Here is a 17165-nt window from a genome sequence, read left to right on the forward strand (position 1 = left end):
CCGCTGCCGGGAGGAGCTCCGAGGAGCACCCACCATCAGACTCCCTCCTGCCGGCGCCTGACCCGAACGCACCATCCGGGCCCATCACGCAAGAGCAGCGCTGCGCTCCTTCATCACATCAAGCGCATGGGTCCCCGTCTCCCCGTCTCCCCCTCATCGGACTTTCGTTGAAAACAAAGGCAGATGAGACCACGACCGGCGAGCCGGCAAAAACGTGAGGAACGGCGGGTACAGTATGTGACTAAGCGCACAGTCACAATCGATGCCGCCAGCGGCGGTCGTGGCGGCGCGGCACCGGCTCGAGGAGGGGTTTGCAGATGGCGAAGCGATCCGTACGAACCCCGCTGGGCGGCGGGCGCGACGATCGCCAGCTAGACGATCACTCGTCCGACTTGTGGGACCCGAGGCTCGGCGAGGTGGCCCGCCGCCTCCTGACCTCGGCGGTCCGCTGCTTCGCAACCAACGGGTACCACGGGACGACGACACGGGACATCTCCTCGGGCGTGGGGCTGAGCCCAGCGGCCATGTACGTGCACTTCCCGTCCAAGGAGCTGGTGCTCTACGAGATCGTTCGCGCCGGCCACGAGCGGGCCCTCGCTCACGTCGAGGGACCCGGCACCCAGCCCGGCGACGATCCCACAGCTCGGCTCCACCGCATGATGGCCCGCTACACCGCCTGGCACGCCCGCCACCATGTCGCTGCCCGGGTCTGCCAGTACGAGTACACCGCGCTGACAGCGGCGCACTTCGGGGAGGTCGCCGCCCTGCGCCACCGGACCAACCAGGCGTTTCGCGCCGCTGTCGCCGACGGCGTCGCCGAAGGCTGCTTCGTCGCCCTGGACGTCAACCGGGTGGTCCGGGCGATGCTCTCCCTCAGCATCGACCTGGTCCGCTGGTACCGGCTCGATGGATCCGACTCTCCCGAGCGCCTCGGGCAGTTCTACGCGGACCTCGCGTTGACCATGGTGGCCCGCCCCGACGCCGCGGAGAGGCTGGCCGCCGGCGCTCCGTGACGTGGCGATCCACGGCCAGGTGCGCTGTGGTGGAGTTGTAGCTGAGTGCCGCGCCGAGGGGACCACGCGGGCCGGCGGGCCCTACCCCAGCTCCTACGTGGCGTTCTTCCAGCTGCGAGACGGCCAGGTCACGTCGTGGCGTGAATACTCGCGAATGGGTGCGATCGCCATGTCGCCGACCCGCAGATCGGAGACGGCGCTCCCGACCTCGGTCACCGTCCCGACGAACTCGTGGCCGGCTCGCTTGGGTTAGGCCGCCTTGCGCGGTCCGTCATGGCCGGCTGATCTGTCCGCCGTCGACGTTGATCGTCTGCCCGGTGATGAAGTCCGAGTCGCTCGAGGCGAGGAACACAGCCAGTGGGCCGATGTCACGGGCCGGATCCCCCATCCTCCGGAGCGGGATTTGGGCGACGAGCTTCTCCTCGATCCCGGGCCGGCTTTCGAAGAACGCGGTTGCGGCGTCGGTGGCCATGGTCGGGACGATGGTGTTGACGCAGATGTTGTACTTGCCCCACTCGCCCGCCGCGGTCCGGCTCAGGGTCCGGATGGCCTCCTTGGTGGAGTTGTACGCCGCCGATCCCTTGAGCGCGGCGATCCCGTTGCCGGACCCGAAGTTCAGGATTTTGCCACCGCGGCCCCGCATGTGGGGGAACGCTGCCTGCATGCCGTAGAGCGTGCCCTTGAGCCCGGTCTGGACGGTATGGTCCCACACGTCCTCCGGGAACGACTCGAGCGGGATGTAACCCGGCGAGCCTTCCGGCCGCTCTGCCGTGCCGAAGCCCTGTGCGTTGTTGACCAGGATGTGCAGGGCCCCGAACGCTGCGACAGTCTCCTCCACCATGGCGTCGACCCGTGAACGCTCGCCGACGTCCACCGTGACGCCAAGCGACACTCCGCCCCGCTCGGCGATCTCGCCTGCGACCTTCTCGACGGTGATGCGCGATCTCGATGCCACGACCACCGACGCGCCTTCCTCCCCGTACGCCAAGGCGATCGCCCTGCCGATGCCGCGTCCTGCGCCGGTGACAATGGCCACCTTGCCTGTCAGCTTGCCCACGACTGGGCCCTCCTTCGATGCGGCGCAGCCGGTCACGACGGGCGTCGCACCTCGGCCCAGAACCGGTCCCACGAGGGGTAGTCGGTGGGGATAGTGGCCTCGGCACCGGGCGTGGCCCACCGGGTCTTGTCCGGGCCGACAGGCCGATCGAGCATGTCGGCCGCGTACCAGTGCTTCACCTTTCGGCCGGTGAAGTACCAGGTCCCATCGCGGCGTTCATAGCGATCCCAGTACTGAATGGCCATGACGATCCACTGGGCGCCGACCTCGTGCTCAGCGCGGCAGTAGACCACGCCCTCGGCGTGGTCGGGATCGGTGAAGTCCACCGTCTGGTTGCCGACGAAGTGGATACTCGTCGTGAATTGCCTACAGAGTCCCTCCAGCAGTGCTCGCAGCGCCGACCTTCCGCGCTCTGTGCGGGTGACGCGAGCGTCCTCCACAAACAGGCTGGTGAGCGCGTCGAGGTCACGAGCGTCGATCAGAACGCCGTAGCGGCTCACGAGCTGCCGGATTGACTCGCGGGACTCCAGCCGGTCGATGCGAGCTAGCAAGTCGTCGGTCATCGGAGCGTCACCTGCGTCCCGTGCTAGCGACCATCACGGGCGGCGGTAGACAGCGACCGCAGTCGCTATGACTCGGTCGCCGTTGCCCTCGTCATGCAAAGTCAAGCGGGTCGGGATCCGCGCCGATCGGGCGGTGATGACCTCGGCCTCGGCCCGGAAAGGTCCTACTACTCCGGGGCGCACCATCATGACCGTCCACGACTCGATCTGGAGGGCATCGGTCCCGGCCTGCCGCGTCGTCTCGTCGTTTGCTGCCTTCTCGAGCAAGATGTTGATTGGCCCTAGGTGGAGCGCGGCATGCGGGGAGGACAGCTCGGGCGCCAGCACCGGCAGGCGCCACCTGCCGTCATCGCCGAGCGTGGCGCCGAAAGCACGCCACAGCGGTGGCATGTCGGGGGAGTCGACCACGGGAATTGGAGGATTCTCCACCTCGCGGTAGTCCTCAGGCACCGCGCCGAGGCTCACGCCCGTACCGGATGAGACGGCGATCACGCGCTCGTGGTGAGCGGAGTCGACGATCAGCGAACGGCTGAATCCCATCGTGCGGCCCAGGCGAATGACGTCGCGCAGTACGTCCACCTGCCGAACGTCGCGCGCCGAGTCAAGAATTTCGTAGGACATCACCACCGGGGCGGGGATGCACTCGTCGTCGCGCCAGTACGGCTCAGGTGCTGCGATACACAGCGGAGCGGCCATAATCCCGCCACTGCTATTGCGCATATCCCAGCGCAGCGGCATCGTCTCTTGCTCCACGCCGACGTCCAGCACCGGCGTCAGCTTGCCGAGGTACCGATAGCTCAACAGCGCAGTCCACGACTGCTCGAACTGCGTCCAGTGGTCCTCGGGTGAAACCTGCCGGATGTCCACCGCCATCCCCTCCTCGGCTGCGACGGGTACATTAAACCAAGTTGACGATATCGTCAATCACTTCACAGTAGCGAAGGTGACGCCGAACCGCGATCCGGAGAAGTGGCCGCCGTTCGCAAGGGACGTCGGAGTCGAGCGCGGGGCTGGCGGTCCGGTGGTGCCGACCCGACGGCTCCGCCTCCGCCGAGTCGCCGGATCCATCAAGAGACCAGCGCGATCACCTCCCGCGCGAGGAAGTCTCGTCGGGACGGTCCGCTCGGGTAGCCCCGGTAGGTCGGTCGTCCAAGGAGGTAGCCGTGCCGCTCGTCGCGGAGTTCATGCTGGAGCGTCTGAAGGATTGGGGGGTTCACCGGGTGTACGGCTATCCCGGCGACGGCGTCAACGGGTTCCTGGGGGCCTTCGAGCAGGTGTCGGAACCGGTGTTCACCCAGACCCGCCACGAGGAGATGGCCGCGTTCATGGCCTGCGCCCACGCCAAGTTCACCGGCGAGCTCGGCGCGTGCATGGCGACGTCGGGGCCCGGGGCGGTCCATTTGATCAACGGGCTCTACGACGCCAAGCTGGATCACCAGCCGGTGATCGCAGTGGTGGGCCAGCAAAAGCGGATGTCGGTCGGCGCCCACTACCAGCAGGAGGTGGACCTCCAGACGCTGTTCAAAGACGTGGGGGGCTTCGTGAGCACGGTGATGGACGAGCACTCGCCCAGGCACGTCCTAGACCGCGCCATCAAGTCAGCGCTGACGGAGCGCCGTCCGGCGGTGGTCATCGTCCCCGAGGACGTGCAGGAGTCGGAGTACGCCGACCCGCCCCGGATGCACGGAGCCACTTTCACCAGCGTCGGTTGGAGCCAGCCGCACATGGTGCCCGACGAGCCGCTCCTGCGGCACGCCGCCCAGATCCTCAACGAGGGGCAAAAAGTCGCCATCCTCATCGGGCAAGGCGCCAAGAAGGCCGCCTCGGAAGTGGTCGAGGTGGCCGAACTGCTCGGCGCCGGGGTGGCCAAGGCACTGCTCGGCAAGGACGTGCTCCCTGACACCCTGCCGTTCGTCACCGGTTCGATAGGACTGCTCGGGACCGAGCCGTCCAACAAGATGATGAACGGCTGCGACACCCTGTTAATGATCGGCACGTCGTTCCCCTACTCCGAGTGGCTGCCCCAGCCCGGACAAGCCCGCTGCGTGGAGATCGACATCGACGGTTCCCTGATCGGCGTTCGCTACCCCAACGACGTTTCGCTGGTCGGCGACTCGCGCGACACCCTCCAGGCGCTCCTGCCGATGCTCGAGCGCAAGGAGGACCGCGGTTGGAGGGAGCTCATCGAGGGGGAGGTCGCCACCTGGCGGCGGGTTCTCGACGACCGGGCTCACCAGCCGGGTGACCCGCTCAACCCGCAGTACGTGTTCTGGGAGCTCAACCAGCGCATCCCGGACCGCTGCATCTTCACGTCGGACTCGGGATCGGCAACCAACTGGTACGCCCGCTACATCGACCTCCGGGAAGGTATGCAAGGCTCCCTGTCGGGGACGCTAGCCACCATGGTGCCGGGCGTCCCCTACGCCATCGGAGCCAAGTTCGCCTTTCCCGAACGTCCGGTCATCGGGTTCACCGGCGACGGCGCTTTCTCCATGCTCGGCATGAACGAGCTGCTCACCGTCAAGCACTACCTCCCGGAGCTGACCGCCAAGAACCCGACGCTGGTGTTCGTGGTGCTGGTCAACGAGGACCTCAACCAGGTGTCCTACGAGCAGCGGGTCCTCTCCGCGGACCCGAAGAACCCTGCCACCCAGACGGTGCCCTACGTGCCCGCCGCCGAGCTGGCCAAGCTGCTCGGCTTCGAGGGCATCAAGGTCACCTCCCCCGACCAGGTCGGCCCGGCGTGGGACCGAGCGCTCAGCGCCAGCGGTCCGGTCCTCCTCGAGTTCGTCACCGACCCGCAGATCCCCCCGCTGCCGCCCCACGTGCGGCCGCAGATGCTGAAGAAGACCCTGACCGGGCTGGTCCACGGCGACGAGGACGCGGTCGGCATCGCCAAGAAAGGCTTCAAGGGCAAGTGGTCGGAGATGGCAGAGCACGCCAAGAACGTGCTGCCGGGTGACCACGAGTGAGCGCCGCAGCCGCCAGCCCCGCCGCCGCCAAGAAGCGACGGATTCCCGTCAAGCCAGCGCCGGAGATGGCGGTCGGGATGGTCGGGGTCGAGACCATCGACGTCGACGGGCTCCGACGGGCCCTCACCGAGACGGTGGAGGGAGAGGTCCGCTTCGATGCCGGGTCGATCGCCATGTACGCCAACGACGCCTCCAACTTCCGCCAGGTCCCCCTCGGCGTCGTGGTCCCGAAGACCCTCGACGACGTGGTCGCCGCCCACCGGGCCTGCGCCCGCTTCGGGGCGCCGGTGCTCAACCGAGGCGGCGGAACCAGCCTTTCAGGCGAGACGGTCAACTACGCCGTGGTCATCGACAACTCGAAGTACCTGACCCGGATCGGGGAGACCGACGTCCGCCGCCGCACCGTGACCGTCGAGCCCGGCGCCATCAACGAGCAGGTCAACGTGCACACCGGCCGGCAGGGCCTGGTCTTCGGGCCTGCCCCCTCCAGCCACTCGCGCTGCACCATCGGCGGCAACATCGGCAACAACTCCTGCGGCATCCACTCGGTCCAGGCTCAGCTGTACGGTCCCGGACCCCGCACCTCCGACAACGTGGCCGGGTTGGAGGTGTGCACCTACGACGGGGAGCGGTTCTGGGTCGGCGTCGACGAAGAGGCCGAGCTCGATCAGATCATCGCCGCGGGCGGCCGCAAGGGCGAGATCTACGCCAAGCTGCGCGACCTGCGGGACCGCTACGCCGACGCCATCCGGGCCGGCTACCCCGACGTGTCCCAGCTCCCCCGGCGGGTGTCGGGGTACAACCTCGACGAGCTGCTGCCCGAGAAGGGGTTCAACGTGGCCCGGGCGCTGGTCGGGACCGAAGGGACCTGCGCCACTGCGCTGCAGGCGACGCTCATGCTCACCCCGGCCATGCTGGAGCGCACGCTGGTCGTGGTCGGTTACCCCGACATCTGCGAGGCGGCCACCCACGTCGAGGAGATCATCGGGCGGTTCCGTCCGATCGGGCTCGAGGCGGTCGACGACATGCTCATCAACGACCAGCAGGAGCTGGGCATGAACGTCGAGGACCTCGAGGAGCTGCCCCAGCCGGCGAAGGCGTGGCTGCTCGTGCAGTTCGGAGCCGACGACGCCGAGGAGTCCCAGTCCAGCGCCCAGGCGTTCGTCGACTGGTTGCACAGCCACGGCTACAAGCCCGACCGCGTGACGGTCATGGCCAGCAAGCAGGAGGGCGGCCGCAGCGAGGACATCTGGACCATCCGCGAGAGCGGCCTCGGATCGACCGCGTTCCCGCCCGACGGCCGGGACCACTGGCCGGGCTGGGAGGACTCCGCGGTGCCCCCCTCCCGGGCCGGGGCCTACCTGCGCGACCTGAAAGCCCTTTACGACCGCCACGGCTTGCGAGGTGCCTTCTACGGCCACCTGGGCCAGGGCTGCATCCACTCCCGGATCAGCTTCGATCTGCGCAGCCCCGAAGGCGTCCGGGACTACCGGGCGTTCATGGAGGAGGCCGCCGACCTGGTGGTGTCCTACGGGGGGACCCTCTCCGGCGAGCACGGTGACGGCCAACAGCGCGCCGAGCTGCTCGAGAAGCAGTACGGCCCGGAGCTGATGGCCGCGATGCGGGAGTTCAAGTTGATCTGGGACCCCCGGTGGCGGATGAACCCGGGGAAGGTCGTCGACGCGTTCCGCCTCGACGAGGACCTCAAGCTGGGCACCGGCTACAACCCGCATCGGTCGCCGACCAAGTTCGCCTACAAGCAGGACGGAGGCGACTTCGCCCACGCCGCGCTGCGCTGTGTCGGGGTCGGCAAGTGCCGGGTGCCGCAGGCCAAGGAGACGATGTGCCCCAGCTACCAGGTGACCCGGGAGGAGAAGCACTCGACCCGAGGCCGGGCCCGTCTCCTCTTCGAGATGCTGCGCGGCGAGGTAATCACTGACGGCTGGCAGTCGGAAGAAGTGTTCGACGCCCTCGATCTGTGCCTGGCTTGCAAGGGCTGCACCAACGACTGCCCGGTCAACGTCGACATGCCGACCTACAAGGCTGAGTTCCTCTACCACCACTACCAGTCGTGGCGCCGGCGGCGACCCCGATACGCCTACGCGTTCGGCTTCATCGACCAGGCGTCGCGCCTGGCGTCGCGGGTGCCGGAGCTGGTCAACTTCGCCACTCAGACCCCGGTCCTGGCCGCCGCGGCGCGTCTGGCGGCGGGCATCGACCGCCGCCGCCCGCTGCCCACCTTCGCGCCGATGACCCTCCAGGAGTGGTTCGCCCGCCGCGGCGGGACCGCCAACCCTCACGGTCGGCCGGTGGTGGTTTTCCCCGACACGTTCAACAACCACCTCCACACCCAAGTGGGGGTGGCCTGCGTCGAGGCGATCGAGGCCGCCGGCTGGCAGGTGATCGTGCCCGAGGGCCACCTGTGCTGCGGTCGGCCGCTCTACGACTACGGCTTCCTCGATACCGCCGAGCGCTACCTCCACAACGTGCTCGACCGGCTGCGACCCTACGTGCGCGACGGCATACCGGTGGTGGGGATGGAGCCCAGCTGCCTGGCGGTGTTCCGCGACGAGCTGACCAAGATCCTCCCCCACGACAACGACGCCGCCCGCCTGGCGGAGCACGCGTTGCACTTCGGCGAGTTCTTCGAGCGCTACGAGCTCGACGTCCCCCACCTGGAAGGCAAGGCGCTGCTGTGGGGCCACTGCCACCACCGGGCGACCGGCGGCGTCGACCCGGAGCAGAAGACGCTGGAGCGGATGGGCCTCGAGGTGCAGTCGCTCTCCGGCGGCTGCTGCGGCCTGGCCGGGTCGTGGGGTTTCGAGGAGGGCAAGTACGACATGTCGCTCGAGTGCGGCGAGCAGGCCCTGCTGCCGGCGGTGCGCGACGCGAAGCACCAGACCGTCGTGGTTGCCAACGGCTTCTCGTGCAAGACCCAGATCGAGGACGCCGGGACCGGCAGGCGGGCGCTGCACCTGGCGGAGGTCATGCGCCTGGCTGCGTCGCCTGGCCCGGGCGGCGGAGCCCGGGCCGATGGGGACCGGGCGGTGGAAGACTCCCTCGACTCCACCCGGCCGGCGCCGGGCGTGGCTCGGCGCGCTGGGCGCACCGCCAGTGCCCTTGTAGGCGGCCTGGCGGCGGTCGCCTGGACATCCCTCCTCCTGCGCCGTCTCGTACGCGGACAGTGAGAGCGTCGCTCAGATCCGACAGTCCAGCGGTTCCTCCAGGCACGCGCTCTCCGCCACCCACAGATCCGAGGATCCAGGGTCGCTAGACGGGGGCGACCGGAATGCTCAGTGTCGAGGCCGCTAGCTGCGGTGGGCGCTCTTCGTGGCGAGGCCGCGATCACCGGATCTTCGCCACGGCGACGACCGCCTCCGGTCGCGACAGGTGGTCAGGCTTGTGCTGGGTTAGGCAGCGAGGCGGGCAGGTCGACGAAAGCCCGTCACCGAACAGCTCGGTGTCGGGCGTGTACCCCGGGAGGACGACGTTGGCGGTGACGCCATGCGGAGCCAGGTCGTTGCTCAAGGCCAATACCCACCCGTTGAGGGCGGACTTGGCGGCCACATAATGGGCCCCCTCCCCCGGACCGGGTGGCCATGGAGCTGACCAGCACCACCCGGCCGCCGGGACGGCGCAGCAGCGGGGCGAGGGCGGTGGTGAGGAGCACCGCGGTCATCACGTTCTCCTCGAAGGTCTGGCGCCACGCGGCCGCGACCCCGGACAGGTCCCCTCGGGGAGCGGTCGAGCCGCCGGCGTTGTTGATGACACCGTCGATGACCTCGTGCTCGTCGCCCAGGGCGTCGGCGAAGGCAGCAACCGCCTCGGGGTCAGTCCCGTCGAGGGCGTAGGGCCGGACGCGACCGGGCACGGTCGCGTCGTCGATCTCGCGTGCTGTGGCGTCTAGGACCGCAGCTCGGCGCCCCACGATCACGACCTGGTCACCCTGCACGGCAAGCGAGCGGGCGATGGCCCTCCCGATCCCGGTGCCCCCTCCCGACACAACGTAGATCCTCTGCAACGTGACTCCTTCCGCCAGCGGTGCGGCCGACCCTCGCAATTGGCTACCGTGCACGGCGGTGGACGGCCGGCCCGGCTACCAGGCGTCCAAGGGGGCGGTCAACGCCCTGACCCGTCAGGTGGCGGTGGACTACGGCCTCGAGGGCATCAGCTCCAACGCCATCATCGTCGGGTTCACGCCGACCGGCGGGGAGGTCATCACCAAGATGGTGCAGAACGAGGCATTCATCGCGGCCGTGCGCCGAGCCATCCCCTCGCCGCGCCTCGGCCGACCGCTCGACATCGCCAACGGCGTGGTGTTCCTGGCCTCCGACGAGGCCGAGTACATCCACGGTGTGCTGTTACCGACCGACGGAGGGCTGTCGTGCCGGCTAGGCATCCCCGACACATCCGCGCTCAGTGCGATCCTGCCCGGATGACCGTTGTTCTCCGTCATTGACGGCGCACCTCCCGCTCACCGAACCGAGAAGCCGGCGTCGACCGGCAACGAGACGCCTGTGATGTACTTCGCCTGATCGGAGACCAAGAAGGCGACGGCGTCGGATATGTCGCTCGGCTGGAGGATGTCCACCGGGAGGGCATTGCGCATGGCGGAGATGGTGTTGTCGCCGCCGGCGATCGCTTCGGCCTGAAGGGCGGCCATCGCGTCGTTCATGGTCATTCCCGAAGCCACGCCTGTCGGGTGGACGGCGTTCACTCGAATCGAATGCTCGGCCAACGCTTCGGCCATCTGCTTGCAGATCCCCACCAGCCCGAACTTCGACGCGGTGTAGGCCAGCGCTCCGGCCCTGAATCCACCGATCGGGCGCACGCCGGCGGTGGAGCCGGTCAGCACGACAACCCCGCCCCGCCCGCCTGCGATCATCCTGGGGACAACCGCTCGGACCACGTGAAACGCCCCGGTGAGGTTCGTCTCGATGATGTCCTGCCACAGGGCCACTTCCGTGTCTTCGTCAACCGCCCCCAACCGGACGATCCCTGCGTTGGACAAGGCGATGTCGAGCCGGCCGAAGACCTCGAAACCCTCATCACTCACTGCCTTCACCGCGGCGGCGTCTCGGACGTCGGCCTGACGGGCGATGATCCGGCGCCCAGCCGCCTCAACCAACTTTACCGTCTGGTCGAGATCCTCCGCCGAAGCGTTGGGGTAGTCCATGGTCGCTATGTCGTGGCATATGTCCAGGGCGATGATGTCCGCTCCCTCCTCTGCCAGACGCACGGCATGCGATCTACCCTGCCCCCGAGCGGCACCGGTGATCAGCGCAACCCTGCCCTCGAGTGATCCCATCATGTCCCCGATCTGCCGCCAGCCGGCCCGGCGCCACGAGGAGCCTAGCGGCCTGGGCCGGTATTGAAAACAACCTTTGCAATACTAGGTCGGCGTCCGCTTCGCCGATCCGACGCCGGCCAGGGCACTAGCCAGGTCCTTCGGTCGTCGTGCCCCTGCGACCCCGAAGTTCGCATTATCCGCGATTATATCCACGTATCCCGCGATGATATTCGGACTCCTGGCTGCACAGGCGAAGAAGCTCCAGGATGGCTCGGTGACCGACGTCATCGCACCCGACAAATCTCACCCGACGTTGCATGACCGCTGGACCGGAGAGAGCGTCGAGGTGCATCTCTCAGGGGTGCAGGCGGCGGTCCGTGTGATCGTCGATCAGCTCCGCGCCGACCGGATGGCCGGGCACCGGACCGCGGCGTTCGTTTCCGGTTACCAGGGTTCCCCGTTGGCCGGCTTTGACAAGGAGCTGGGCCACGCACTCCGCTCGATCCATGGCTTGGAGGTGGTCCACCGGCCGGCGGTCAACGAGGAGCTTGCGGTCACGGCGGTGATGGGCAGCCAGCTGTCGACTCTCCAGCGGCGGTCGCGCGTCGATGGGGTGCTGGGCGTCTGGTACGGGAAAGCCCCGGGCCTGGACCGCAGCATGGATGCCATGCGCCACGCCAACTATGCCGGCGCCTCGGCACTCGGCGGGGCGGTGGCACTGGTCGGGGACGACCCGTCTGCCAAATCCTCCACCCTGCCGAGCGCTTCGGAGGCGGCGCTGGCCGACCTAGCCGTACCGGTCCTCTTCCCCCGCACGCTGGCACAGGTCTTGGAGCTCGGACATCATGCCATCGCCCTCTCCCGGTGGTCCGGGTCCTGGACTGCGCTCAAGATGGTCACCAGCGTCGCCGACGGGGAGGGCAGCATCGCTCTCGCGCCGCCCCCTGCCCTTGTCCTCCCGGAGGGCTGGGACCGGCCGCCGGTGTCGGGGGACCTGCTCACCCCGGCGACCATCGAGCGGGAGGAAGTGGTCCGCACCAGCCGCATCGACGCTGCGGGTCGCTACGGCGACGCCAACGGGCTCAACCGGATCGTGGTCGCTCCCCGCAATCCCCGAGTCTGGCTGGTCGCAGCAGGGACCGTGTTCTCCGAGCTGCTCGAAGCGGTGCGGCTCTTGGGACTCGACCCCGGCAGCCTCGACGGCGTCGGGATCGGGCTGGCCGAGGTGCGGATGCCGTTCCCGCTCGGAGCCGGCTTCGCTCGTTCACTGGCCGCGTCGGAGGAAATTGTCGTGATCGAGGAGCGTCGCGAGCTGATCGAGCACCAACTGCTCGACCTCTTGGCCCGCAGCGGCACCTGGGCGCGTGTCATCGGGCGACGCGACCAGACCGGCCGCCCGCTCATTCCTCGCCACGGAAACCTCGACGCCCACCGCATCGCCCGCCTGCTGGCGCCCGGTCTCCGGGCTCGCTTCGGGCCGGCCGTACAGATGCCGGCGCCGCCCCGCATGCACATCCCGCTCGCCGCCGAGACCGAGCGGGTGCCTTGGTTCTGCTCGGGCTGCCCGCACTCGGTCAGCACCGTCGTCCCGGAAGGCACGCTGGTGGGCGAGGGGATCGGGTGCCATTCGATCGTCCATTTCATGCCGGACTCCCGTGTCGGGCAGAGCATCGGCATCACTCAGATGGGCGGCGAGGGCGCCCAGTGGATCGGCATGGCGCCGTTCGTGACCGACCGGCACGTCGTGCAGAACCTGGGGGACGGGACGTTCTTCCACTCCGGGCATCTCGCGGTGCGAGCCGCGGTAGCCGCCGGCGTGGCGATCACGTTCAAGGTGCTGTGGAACGGGGCGACCGCCATGACCGGCGGCCAGGACATCGCGGGGGGTGCCGCTTCTCCTGTCGCGCTAGGACGGCTGCTCCTTCTCGAAGGGGTGCGGCGGGTGACGATCACCACCGACGACATGTCCCGCTACCGGAGGATGCGCATGCCCGAGGGTGTGACGGTTCGCCCCCGCGAGGACGTGGTGGCGGTCCAGGAGGAGTTGGCCGGGCTCGACGGGGTGACCGCCATGATCCACGATCAGGCGTGCGCCACCGAGCTGCGCCGGGCCCGCAAACGGGGCCTTGTCCCCTCTCCCCGATTCCGGGTGGTGATCAATGAACGGGTCTGCGAGGGCTGCGGGGATTGCCAGGCCAAATCCAACTGCCTGTCGCTGCAGACCGTGGAGACAGCTTTCGGGCCGAAGACCCGGATCGACCCGGAGTCGTGCAACACCGACCTGTCCTGCCTGCAGGGTGACTGCCCAGCCTTCACCCTCGTCGAGGACGATGGGCGGGGGATATCCGCCGCCCCGTCCGGAGCCGAACTGGCAATCCCACCCGCTCCAGTCGCGGCTGGTCCCCTCACGGTCCGAATCGCAGGCGTCGGGGGCACCGGGGTCGTGACCGTCGCCCACCTCCTGGCGTGGGCGGCGATGCTCGAAGGCGTCGAGGTATGGGGCCTGGACCAGACCGGCTTGTCGCAGAAGGCCGGCCCGGTGATCTCCGACCTGCGGATGGGCCGGGGGGCGCTCGATCGCTCGAACGTCCTAGGCGAGGCCGAGGTCGACCTGCTCCTCGCCGCCGACCTGCCTGCCGCGGCCCGCTCCTCCGTGCTCGCCGGGCTAGACAGCGGGCGGACGGCGATCGTCGCCTCGACGACCTCCAACATCAACGGGCCTGCGCTGCTGCGCAGGGACGCCCGGCCGGCACCGACAACCGAGCTGTCCGAACGGCTCCGCGACGCGGCGCGCCCCGGTGCCAGCTGCTTCTTCGACGCCGCCGCCGTCGCCGCAGCCGCGGGGGTCCCGGCCACGACCGCCAACGTCGTGCTGCTCGGCGCGGCCTGCCAACTCGGTCTGCTGCCGGTCTCCGCCGGCGCTCTGCGCTCCGCCGTCGAGGCCAACGACGTGGCCGCTGAGGCCAACCTGTCAGGCTTCGAGGCCGGCCGCGCGTGGGCCCACGACCCGCACCGGCCCATCGGTGCGGACACCACGGCGGGGCCCGGCGGCGACGCAGCCATCACATCGAGATTCGATCTCCCCGAAAGCCACCGGCCCCGTATCGCCGCCCTCGCCCAGGACCTCGTCGAGTACCAGGACCCAGACCTGGCCGAGCGCCACCTCCGCCTGGTCGAGGAGACGTGGCGGGCGGAGCGGGCGGTCGGCGGTGAGGGCCACCTTGCTGCAGCCGCCGCCTCGGGCTACCACAAGCTCCTCGCCTACAAAGACGAGTACGAAGTCGCCCGGCTGCTCCTCGAGCACCCGGCCGCTGCCGGCCGCACCACCTGGCTGCTGCACCCGCCCGCCCTCCGCGGTGTGGGTCTTCGGCAGAAGATACACCTCCGGCCCCCCGCCAAACCGCTGCTGCAGGCGCTCCGAGCGCTGCGCTCGCTGCGAGGCCGAGCCCTGGATCCCTTCGGTCGCTCGCCCTTGCGCCGCACGGAGCGAGCACTCCCCGTCGAGTACGCCGCGAGCATTAGGACGCAGCTTGCCCGGCTCCGATCCGTCGACCTTGAACCGGTCACCGCCCTGGCGTCCCTGCCGATGAAGATCCGCGGCTACGAGGACGTCAAGCTCCGTGCCATCGAGGAATACCGCACCGAGATGACCCGCCTCGTGGACCTTCTTCAAGCCGGGCAGCAGCCGGTCGCCTGAGTCCCGTCCCCCAGCGGCGATCTACTGTCGACCCCGTGGGCCCTCCCCGTCTCTCGGCCACCGACCGGCTCCTCATTCGGCTTCTCCAGCAAGATGCCCGGCGCAGCAACAAGGAGCTGGCGCGCCTCGCCGGCATCGCCGAGTCGACCTGCCTCGAACGCGTCCGGAACCTCCGGGAGCGGGGGGTCATCACCGGGTGGCACGCCCACACCGACCTCGACGCGCTAGGCCGCCCAATTCGCGCCCTCATCAGCGTCCGGCTCCAACCGAAGACCACGGCCTCGGTCAACGACTTTGTCGAGTCCGTGCTCGCAGCAGCCGAGACCGTGGCGATCGACACGGTCTCAGGAGAGGACGACTTCCTCGTGCGCGTCGCCGTCCCCGGCGTCGAGTGGCTGCGCACTTTCGTCCTTGAGCACATCACCAGCCGCAGCGACGTCGCAGACACCCGCACATCCCTCGTCTACGACCACCAAGCCAAGGACGTCATCGAGGAGATGGAGACCCTGCCCCGGCCGCACCCACCTTTACAGGGCTAGCGGGCAGAGAGGCAGCAAGCCGCGGCGCGCCGTCCGGCCGACCTCTGGCACGCCCAGCACGCAGGGACAACGCCCGTCATGGGTCGTCACCTTTACATTGCTGCGCACAGCCGTGGGTTAGGCCGTCCGCTGGAAGTTGAAGACACGCCGAGCGTTGGTCTCGGCGATCTTGCGGGCATCCTCATCGGGCACGTCGGCAAGAGCCTCGACCAGCTTCTTGCGTGACGCCGGGAAGTTGCTGTCGCTGTGCGGATAATCACCCTCGAACATGATGTTGTCAATCCCGATCAAATCCCGCACCTCGATCCCCGCGTTGTCTGCGATGAAGCAGCCAAAGATATGGTCCCGAAACAGATCCGACGGGCGCACGTCTTGGTTGACACCGGTATAAAACCGATGTCGCTCCCACGTATAATCCAGCCGCTCCACAACGTAGGGCATCCACCCGATCCCGCCCTCCGACAGCGCGACCCGCAAGGCAGGGAACTTGTGGAACACACTGGAGAGAAGTAGATCCACGGTCGTGAACATCGAGTTCATCCCGAACAAAGCGATCGACACAGCGAAGTTCGCATCAGGCGCCACTTCCGGCGCGCCGCCGGATCCGAAATGCAAACAGAGCGGCATATCGGCCGACTGCGCCGCCGCGAGGAACGGATCCCAGTGGTCGCTGTGGTACGACGGCAGCCCGATCCGATGCGGCGCCTCAGAGAACGTGATCGCCTTCGCGCCCTTGGCTGCGGTCCGCTCCACCTCCGCTACCGATGCCGCCACATCCCACAGCGGCACCATAACCATCGGGATGAACCGGTCAGGCGCCGCCGCGCACCACTCGTCGAGGATGAAATCGTTCCATGCCGCCACACACGCCGTCGCCAAGTCCTTGTCCTTGGCAGCCAAGAACTTCGAACCGGCGAAACCAGGAAACGACGGGAAGCACATCTGCGCGTGCACCCCGTCAAGGTCCATGTCAGCCAAGCGAGCCTTGACGTCATAACAACCGGGCAGCATGTCTTCGTAGCGGACCGGCTCCAACCCGAAGTCCTTCGGTTCCTTCCCCGCCACCGCGTTCAAACCCACCGTAGGATGGATCTCTCCCTCGAACGACCACGCTTGCGCCCCGCCGTCCAACTCAACGATCCGTGGCCCCGCCTCCTGGTATTTTGCCGGCAACCGATCCGACCACACCGTCGGATGCTCGATCACATGGTCATCCACAGAGATCAGTTGTACGTCATCGGACAGCACGAGCGTCCCCCCTCGGGTTTTGAGCAAACGCCGCAGATCCGGCGGTACTTCGTCAGCCTCTGACAAATTATCACACCCTCCTGGCTAGGCCAAGGGCCTTCTCAGGGTTCGACCTCGCTGACGGACTCGCCCAGGCAGTTCATGATTGCCTTGGCCGCCATGAACAACTCTTGTTGGGACAAGCGGGAGCGGGTGAGGCTCTCAGCTACCGCCATCTCGCCGCCGGCCAGGACCCCAGCCAGCAGCCGAGGTCGAACGTCCGACTGTGGGTCCACGTCGAGGGCTCGGGTGAAATAGGCAGTCAGGGCCACGATCAACGCCTCTATGCGCTCCCCCCGCACCCTGGCCACGACCTCGGGGACGTCTCGCGCCGCTGTCCGCCACAATGTCATCTGGACCAGCGCGCTGCTGCGCTCGTCCGAGGCATCCAGTAGGCAGGCCCACGCGGCCTCGAACGGTCGGTCACCTGGCTGCAGGCAGGCGATCCTGCTGATCTTCACCTCCAGGCGGCGCCTGGGCAGCCCGAGCAGGACGTCCTCCTTCGTAGCGAAGTAACGAAACAGTGTCCTCCCGGACACGCCGATGGCGTCGGCGACCTCGTCCATCGTCACCTCCCGGAACCCCCGCTTTGCGAACAGCTCCAGGGCCACCTGCTCGTAGCGTCCGAGGAGCGCCTCACGGCGGCGGTCCCACCCGGACCTCGTCTCATCGGCACTCACGCCGCCATCATCTCACCGACAATCCCGCCTCAGTGGCTTGACATTAGCGTCAAGCCACTGGCAGGGC

Annotated in this window: 14 protein-coding genes and 1 pseudogene; 6 read left to right on the forward strand and 9 right to left on the reverse strand. The window is 68.3% G+C overall.

All coding sequences use genetic code 11. From position 1 onward, the window contains the following. The first annotated feature begins 317 nt into the window (after positions 1-317). Positions 318-1013, forward strand: a complete 696-nt coding sequence (locus tag K6U06_RS20635) for a TetR/AcrR family transcriptional regulator (protein ID WP_262323867.1) — start codon at positions 318-320, stop codon at positions 1011-1013. A 93-nt stretch (positions 1014-1106) separates the two neighbouring features. Here K6U06_RS20635 and K6U06_RS20640 read toward each other — a convergent pair. The 4 genes and pseudogenes from K6U06_RS20640 to K6U06_RS20655 form a co-directional block, all read right to left on the reverse strand. Next, positions 1107-1247: pseudogene (locus K6U06_RS20640) on the reverse strand (hypothetical protein); the annotation flags it as partial. A 37-nt stretch (positions 1248-1284) separates the two neighbouring features. Continuing rightward, positions 1285-2070, reverse strand: a complete 786-nt coding sequence (locus K6U06_RS20645; RefSeq protein ID WP_262323868.1) for an SDR family NAD(P)-dependent oxidoreductase — start codon at positions 2068-2070, stop codon at positions 1285-1287. A 32-nt stretch (positions 2071-2102) separates the two neighbouring features. After that, entirely contained in the window at positions 2103-2633 is a 531-nt protein-coding gene (locus K6U06_RS20650; protein WP_262323869.1) for a nuclear transport factor 2 family protein, read from the reverse strand. Positions 2634-2666: 33 nt separating this feature from the next. After that, positions 2667-3506 carry a hypothetical protein gene (locus tag K6U06_RS20655; RefSeq protein ID WP_262323870.1) on the reverse strand — a complete coding sequence of 280 codons (840 nt, stop codon included), beginning with the start codon at positions 3504-3506 and terminating at the stop codon, positions 2667-2669. A gap of 290 nt (positions 3507-3796) precedes the next feature. Between K6U06_RS20655 and K6U06_RS20660 the strand changes: the two genes are divergently transcribed. Then, positions 3797-5605 carry a thiamine pyrophosphate-requiring protein gene (locus tag K6U06_RS20660; protein ID WP_262323871.1) on the forward strand — a complete coding sequence of 603 codons (1809 nt, stop codon included), beginning with the start codon at positions 3797-3799 and terminating at the stop codon, positions 5603-5605. A 65-nt stretch (positions 5606-5670) separates the two neighbouring features. Further along, complete coding sequence (locus K6U06_RS20665) at positions 5671-8793, forward strand: FAD-binding and (Fe-S)-binding domain-containing protein (RefSeq protein ID WP_410051116.1); 3123 nt, start codon at positions 5671-5673, stop codon at positions 8791-8793. Positions 8794-8950: 157 nt separating this feature from the next. Here the strand turns inward: K6U06_RS20665 and K6U06_RS24850 are convergent, their stop codons facing one another. Together K6U06_RS24850 and K6U06_RS20670 are read right to left on the reverse strand one after the other, a co-directional pair. Continuing rightward, the gene (locus K6U06_RS24850; RefSeq protein ID WP_410051114.1) at positions 8951-9139 is read right to left on the reverse strand and encodes a hypothetical protein; all 189 of its coding nucleotides are present in this window, start codon (positions 9137-9139) and stop codon (positions 8951-8953) included. Continuing rightward, positions 9051-9626 (reverse strand): SDR family NAD(P)-dependent oxidoreductase, encoded by a 576-nt coding sequence (locus K6U06_RS20670; protein ID WP_262323873.1) that lies wholly within the window; start codon positions 9624-9626, stop codon positions 9051-9053. The genes K6U06_RS24850 and K6U06_RS20670 overlap by 89 nt, the downstream gene beginning before the upstream one ends. A gap of 58 nt (positions 9627-9684) precedes the next feature. On the opposite strand from K6U06_RS20670, the gene K6U06_RS20675 reads away from it, so the two are divergent. Further along, complete coding sequence (locus K6U06_RS20675) at positions 9685-10044, forward strand: SDR family NAD(P)-dependent oxidoreductase (RefSeq protein ID WP_262323874.1); 360 nt, start codon at positions 9685-9687, stop codon at positions 10042-10044. A gap of 35 nt (positions 10045-10079) precedes the next feature. Here the strand turns inward: K6U06_RS20675 and K6U06_RS20680 are convergent, their stop codons facing one another. After that, positions 10080-10913 carry a mycofactocin-coupled SDR family oxidoreductase gene (locus K6U06_RS20680; protein ID WP_262323948.1) on the reverse strand — a complete coding sequence of 278 codons (834 nt, stop codon included), beginning with the start codon at positions 10911-10913 and terminating at the stop codon, positions 10080-10082. Between the two features lie 256 nt (positions 10914-11169). Between K6U06_RS20680 and K6U06_RS20685 the strand changes: the two genes are divergently transcribed. Together K6U06_RS20685 and K6U06_RS20690 are read left to right on the forward strand one after the other, a co-directional pair. Further along, positions 11170-14592, forward strand: a complete 3423-nt coding sequence (locus K6U06_RS20685; RefSeq protein WP_262323875.1) for an indolepyruvate ferredoxin oxidoreductase family protein — start codon at positions 11170-11172, stop codon at positions 14590-14592. A gap of 35 nt (positions 14593-14627) precedes the next feature. Continuing rightward, the gene (locus K6U06_RS20690) at positions 14628-15131 is read left to right on the forward strand and encodes an Lrp/AsnC family transcriptional regulator (RefSeq protein WP_262323876.1); all 504 of its coding nucleotides are present in this window, start codon (positions 14628-14630) and stop codon (positions 15129-15131) included. A 117-nt stretch (positions 15132-15248) separates the two neighbouring features. Here K6U06_RS20690 and K6U06_RS20695 read toward each other — a convergent pair whose 3' ends face one another. After that, a complete protein-coding gene (locus K6U06_RS20695) occupies positions 15249-16379 on the reverse strand; it encodes an amidohydrolase family protein (RefSeq protein ID WP_262323877.1) in 1131 nt (376 codons plus the stop codon). A gap of 101 nt (positions 16380-16480) precedes the next feature. Then, a complete protein-coding gene (locus K6U06_RS20700; RefSeq protein WP_262323878.1) occupies positions 16481-17098 on the reverse strand; it encodes a TetR/AcrR family transcriptional regulator in 618 nt (205 codons plus the stop codon). Positions 17099-17165: the final 67 nt, after the last annotated feature.

This window comes from Acidiferrimicrobium sp. IK (genome assembly GCF_025499425.1).
Taxonomy (GTDB): domain Bacteria; phylum Actinomycetota; class Acidimicrobiia; order Acidimicrobiales; family Palsa-688; genus Acidiferrimicrobium.

Bases quoted from the DNA above. Each gene is read 5' to 3' on its own strand.
- K6U06_RS20635 (WP_262323867.1), top strand. From the start codon at position 318: ATGGCGAAGCGATCCGTACGAACCCCGCTGGGCGGCGGGCGCGACGAT.
- K6U06_RS20650 (WP_262323869.1), bottom strand. From the start codon at position 2,633: ATGACCGACGACTTGCTAGCTCGCATCGACCGGCTGGAGTCCCGCGAG.
- K6U06_RS20655 (WP_262323870.1), bottom strand. From the start codon at position 3,506: ATGGCGGTGGACATCCGGCAGGTTTCACCCGAGGACCACTGGACGCAG.
- K6U06_RS20665 (WP_410051116.1), top strand. From the start codon at position 5,671: ATGGCGGTCGGGATGGTCGGGGTCGAGACCATCGACGTCGACGGGCTC.
- K6U06_RS20680 (WP_262323948.1), bottom strand. From the start codon at position 10,913: ATGGGATCACTCGAGGGCAGGGTTGCGCTGATCACCGGTGCCGCTCGG.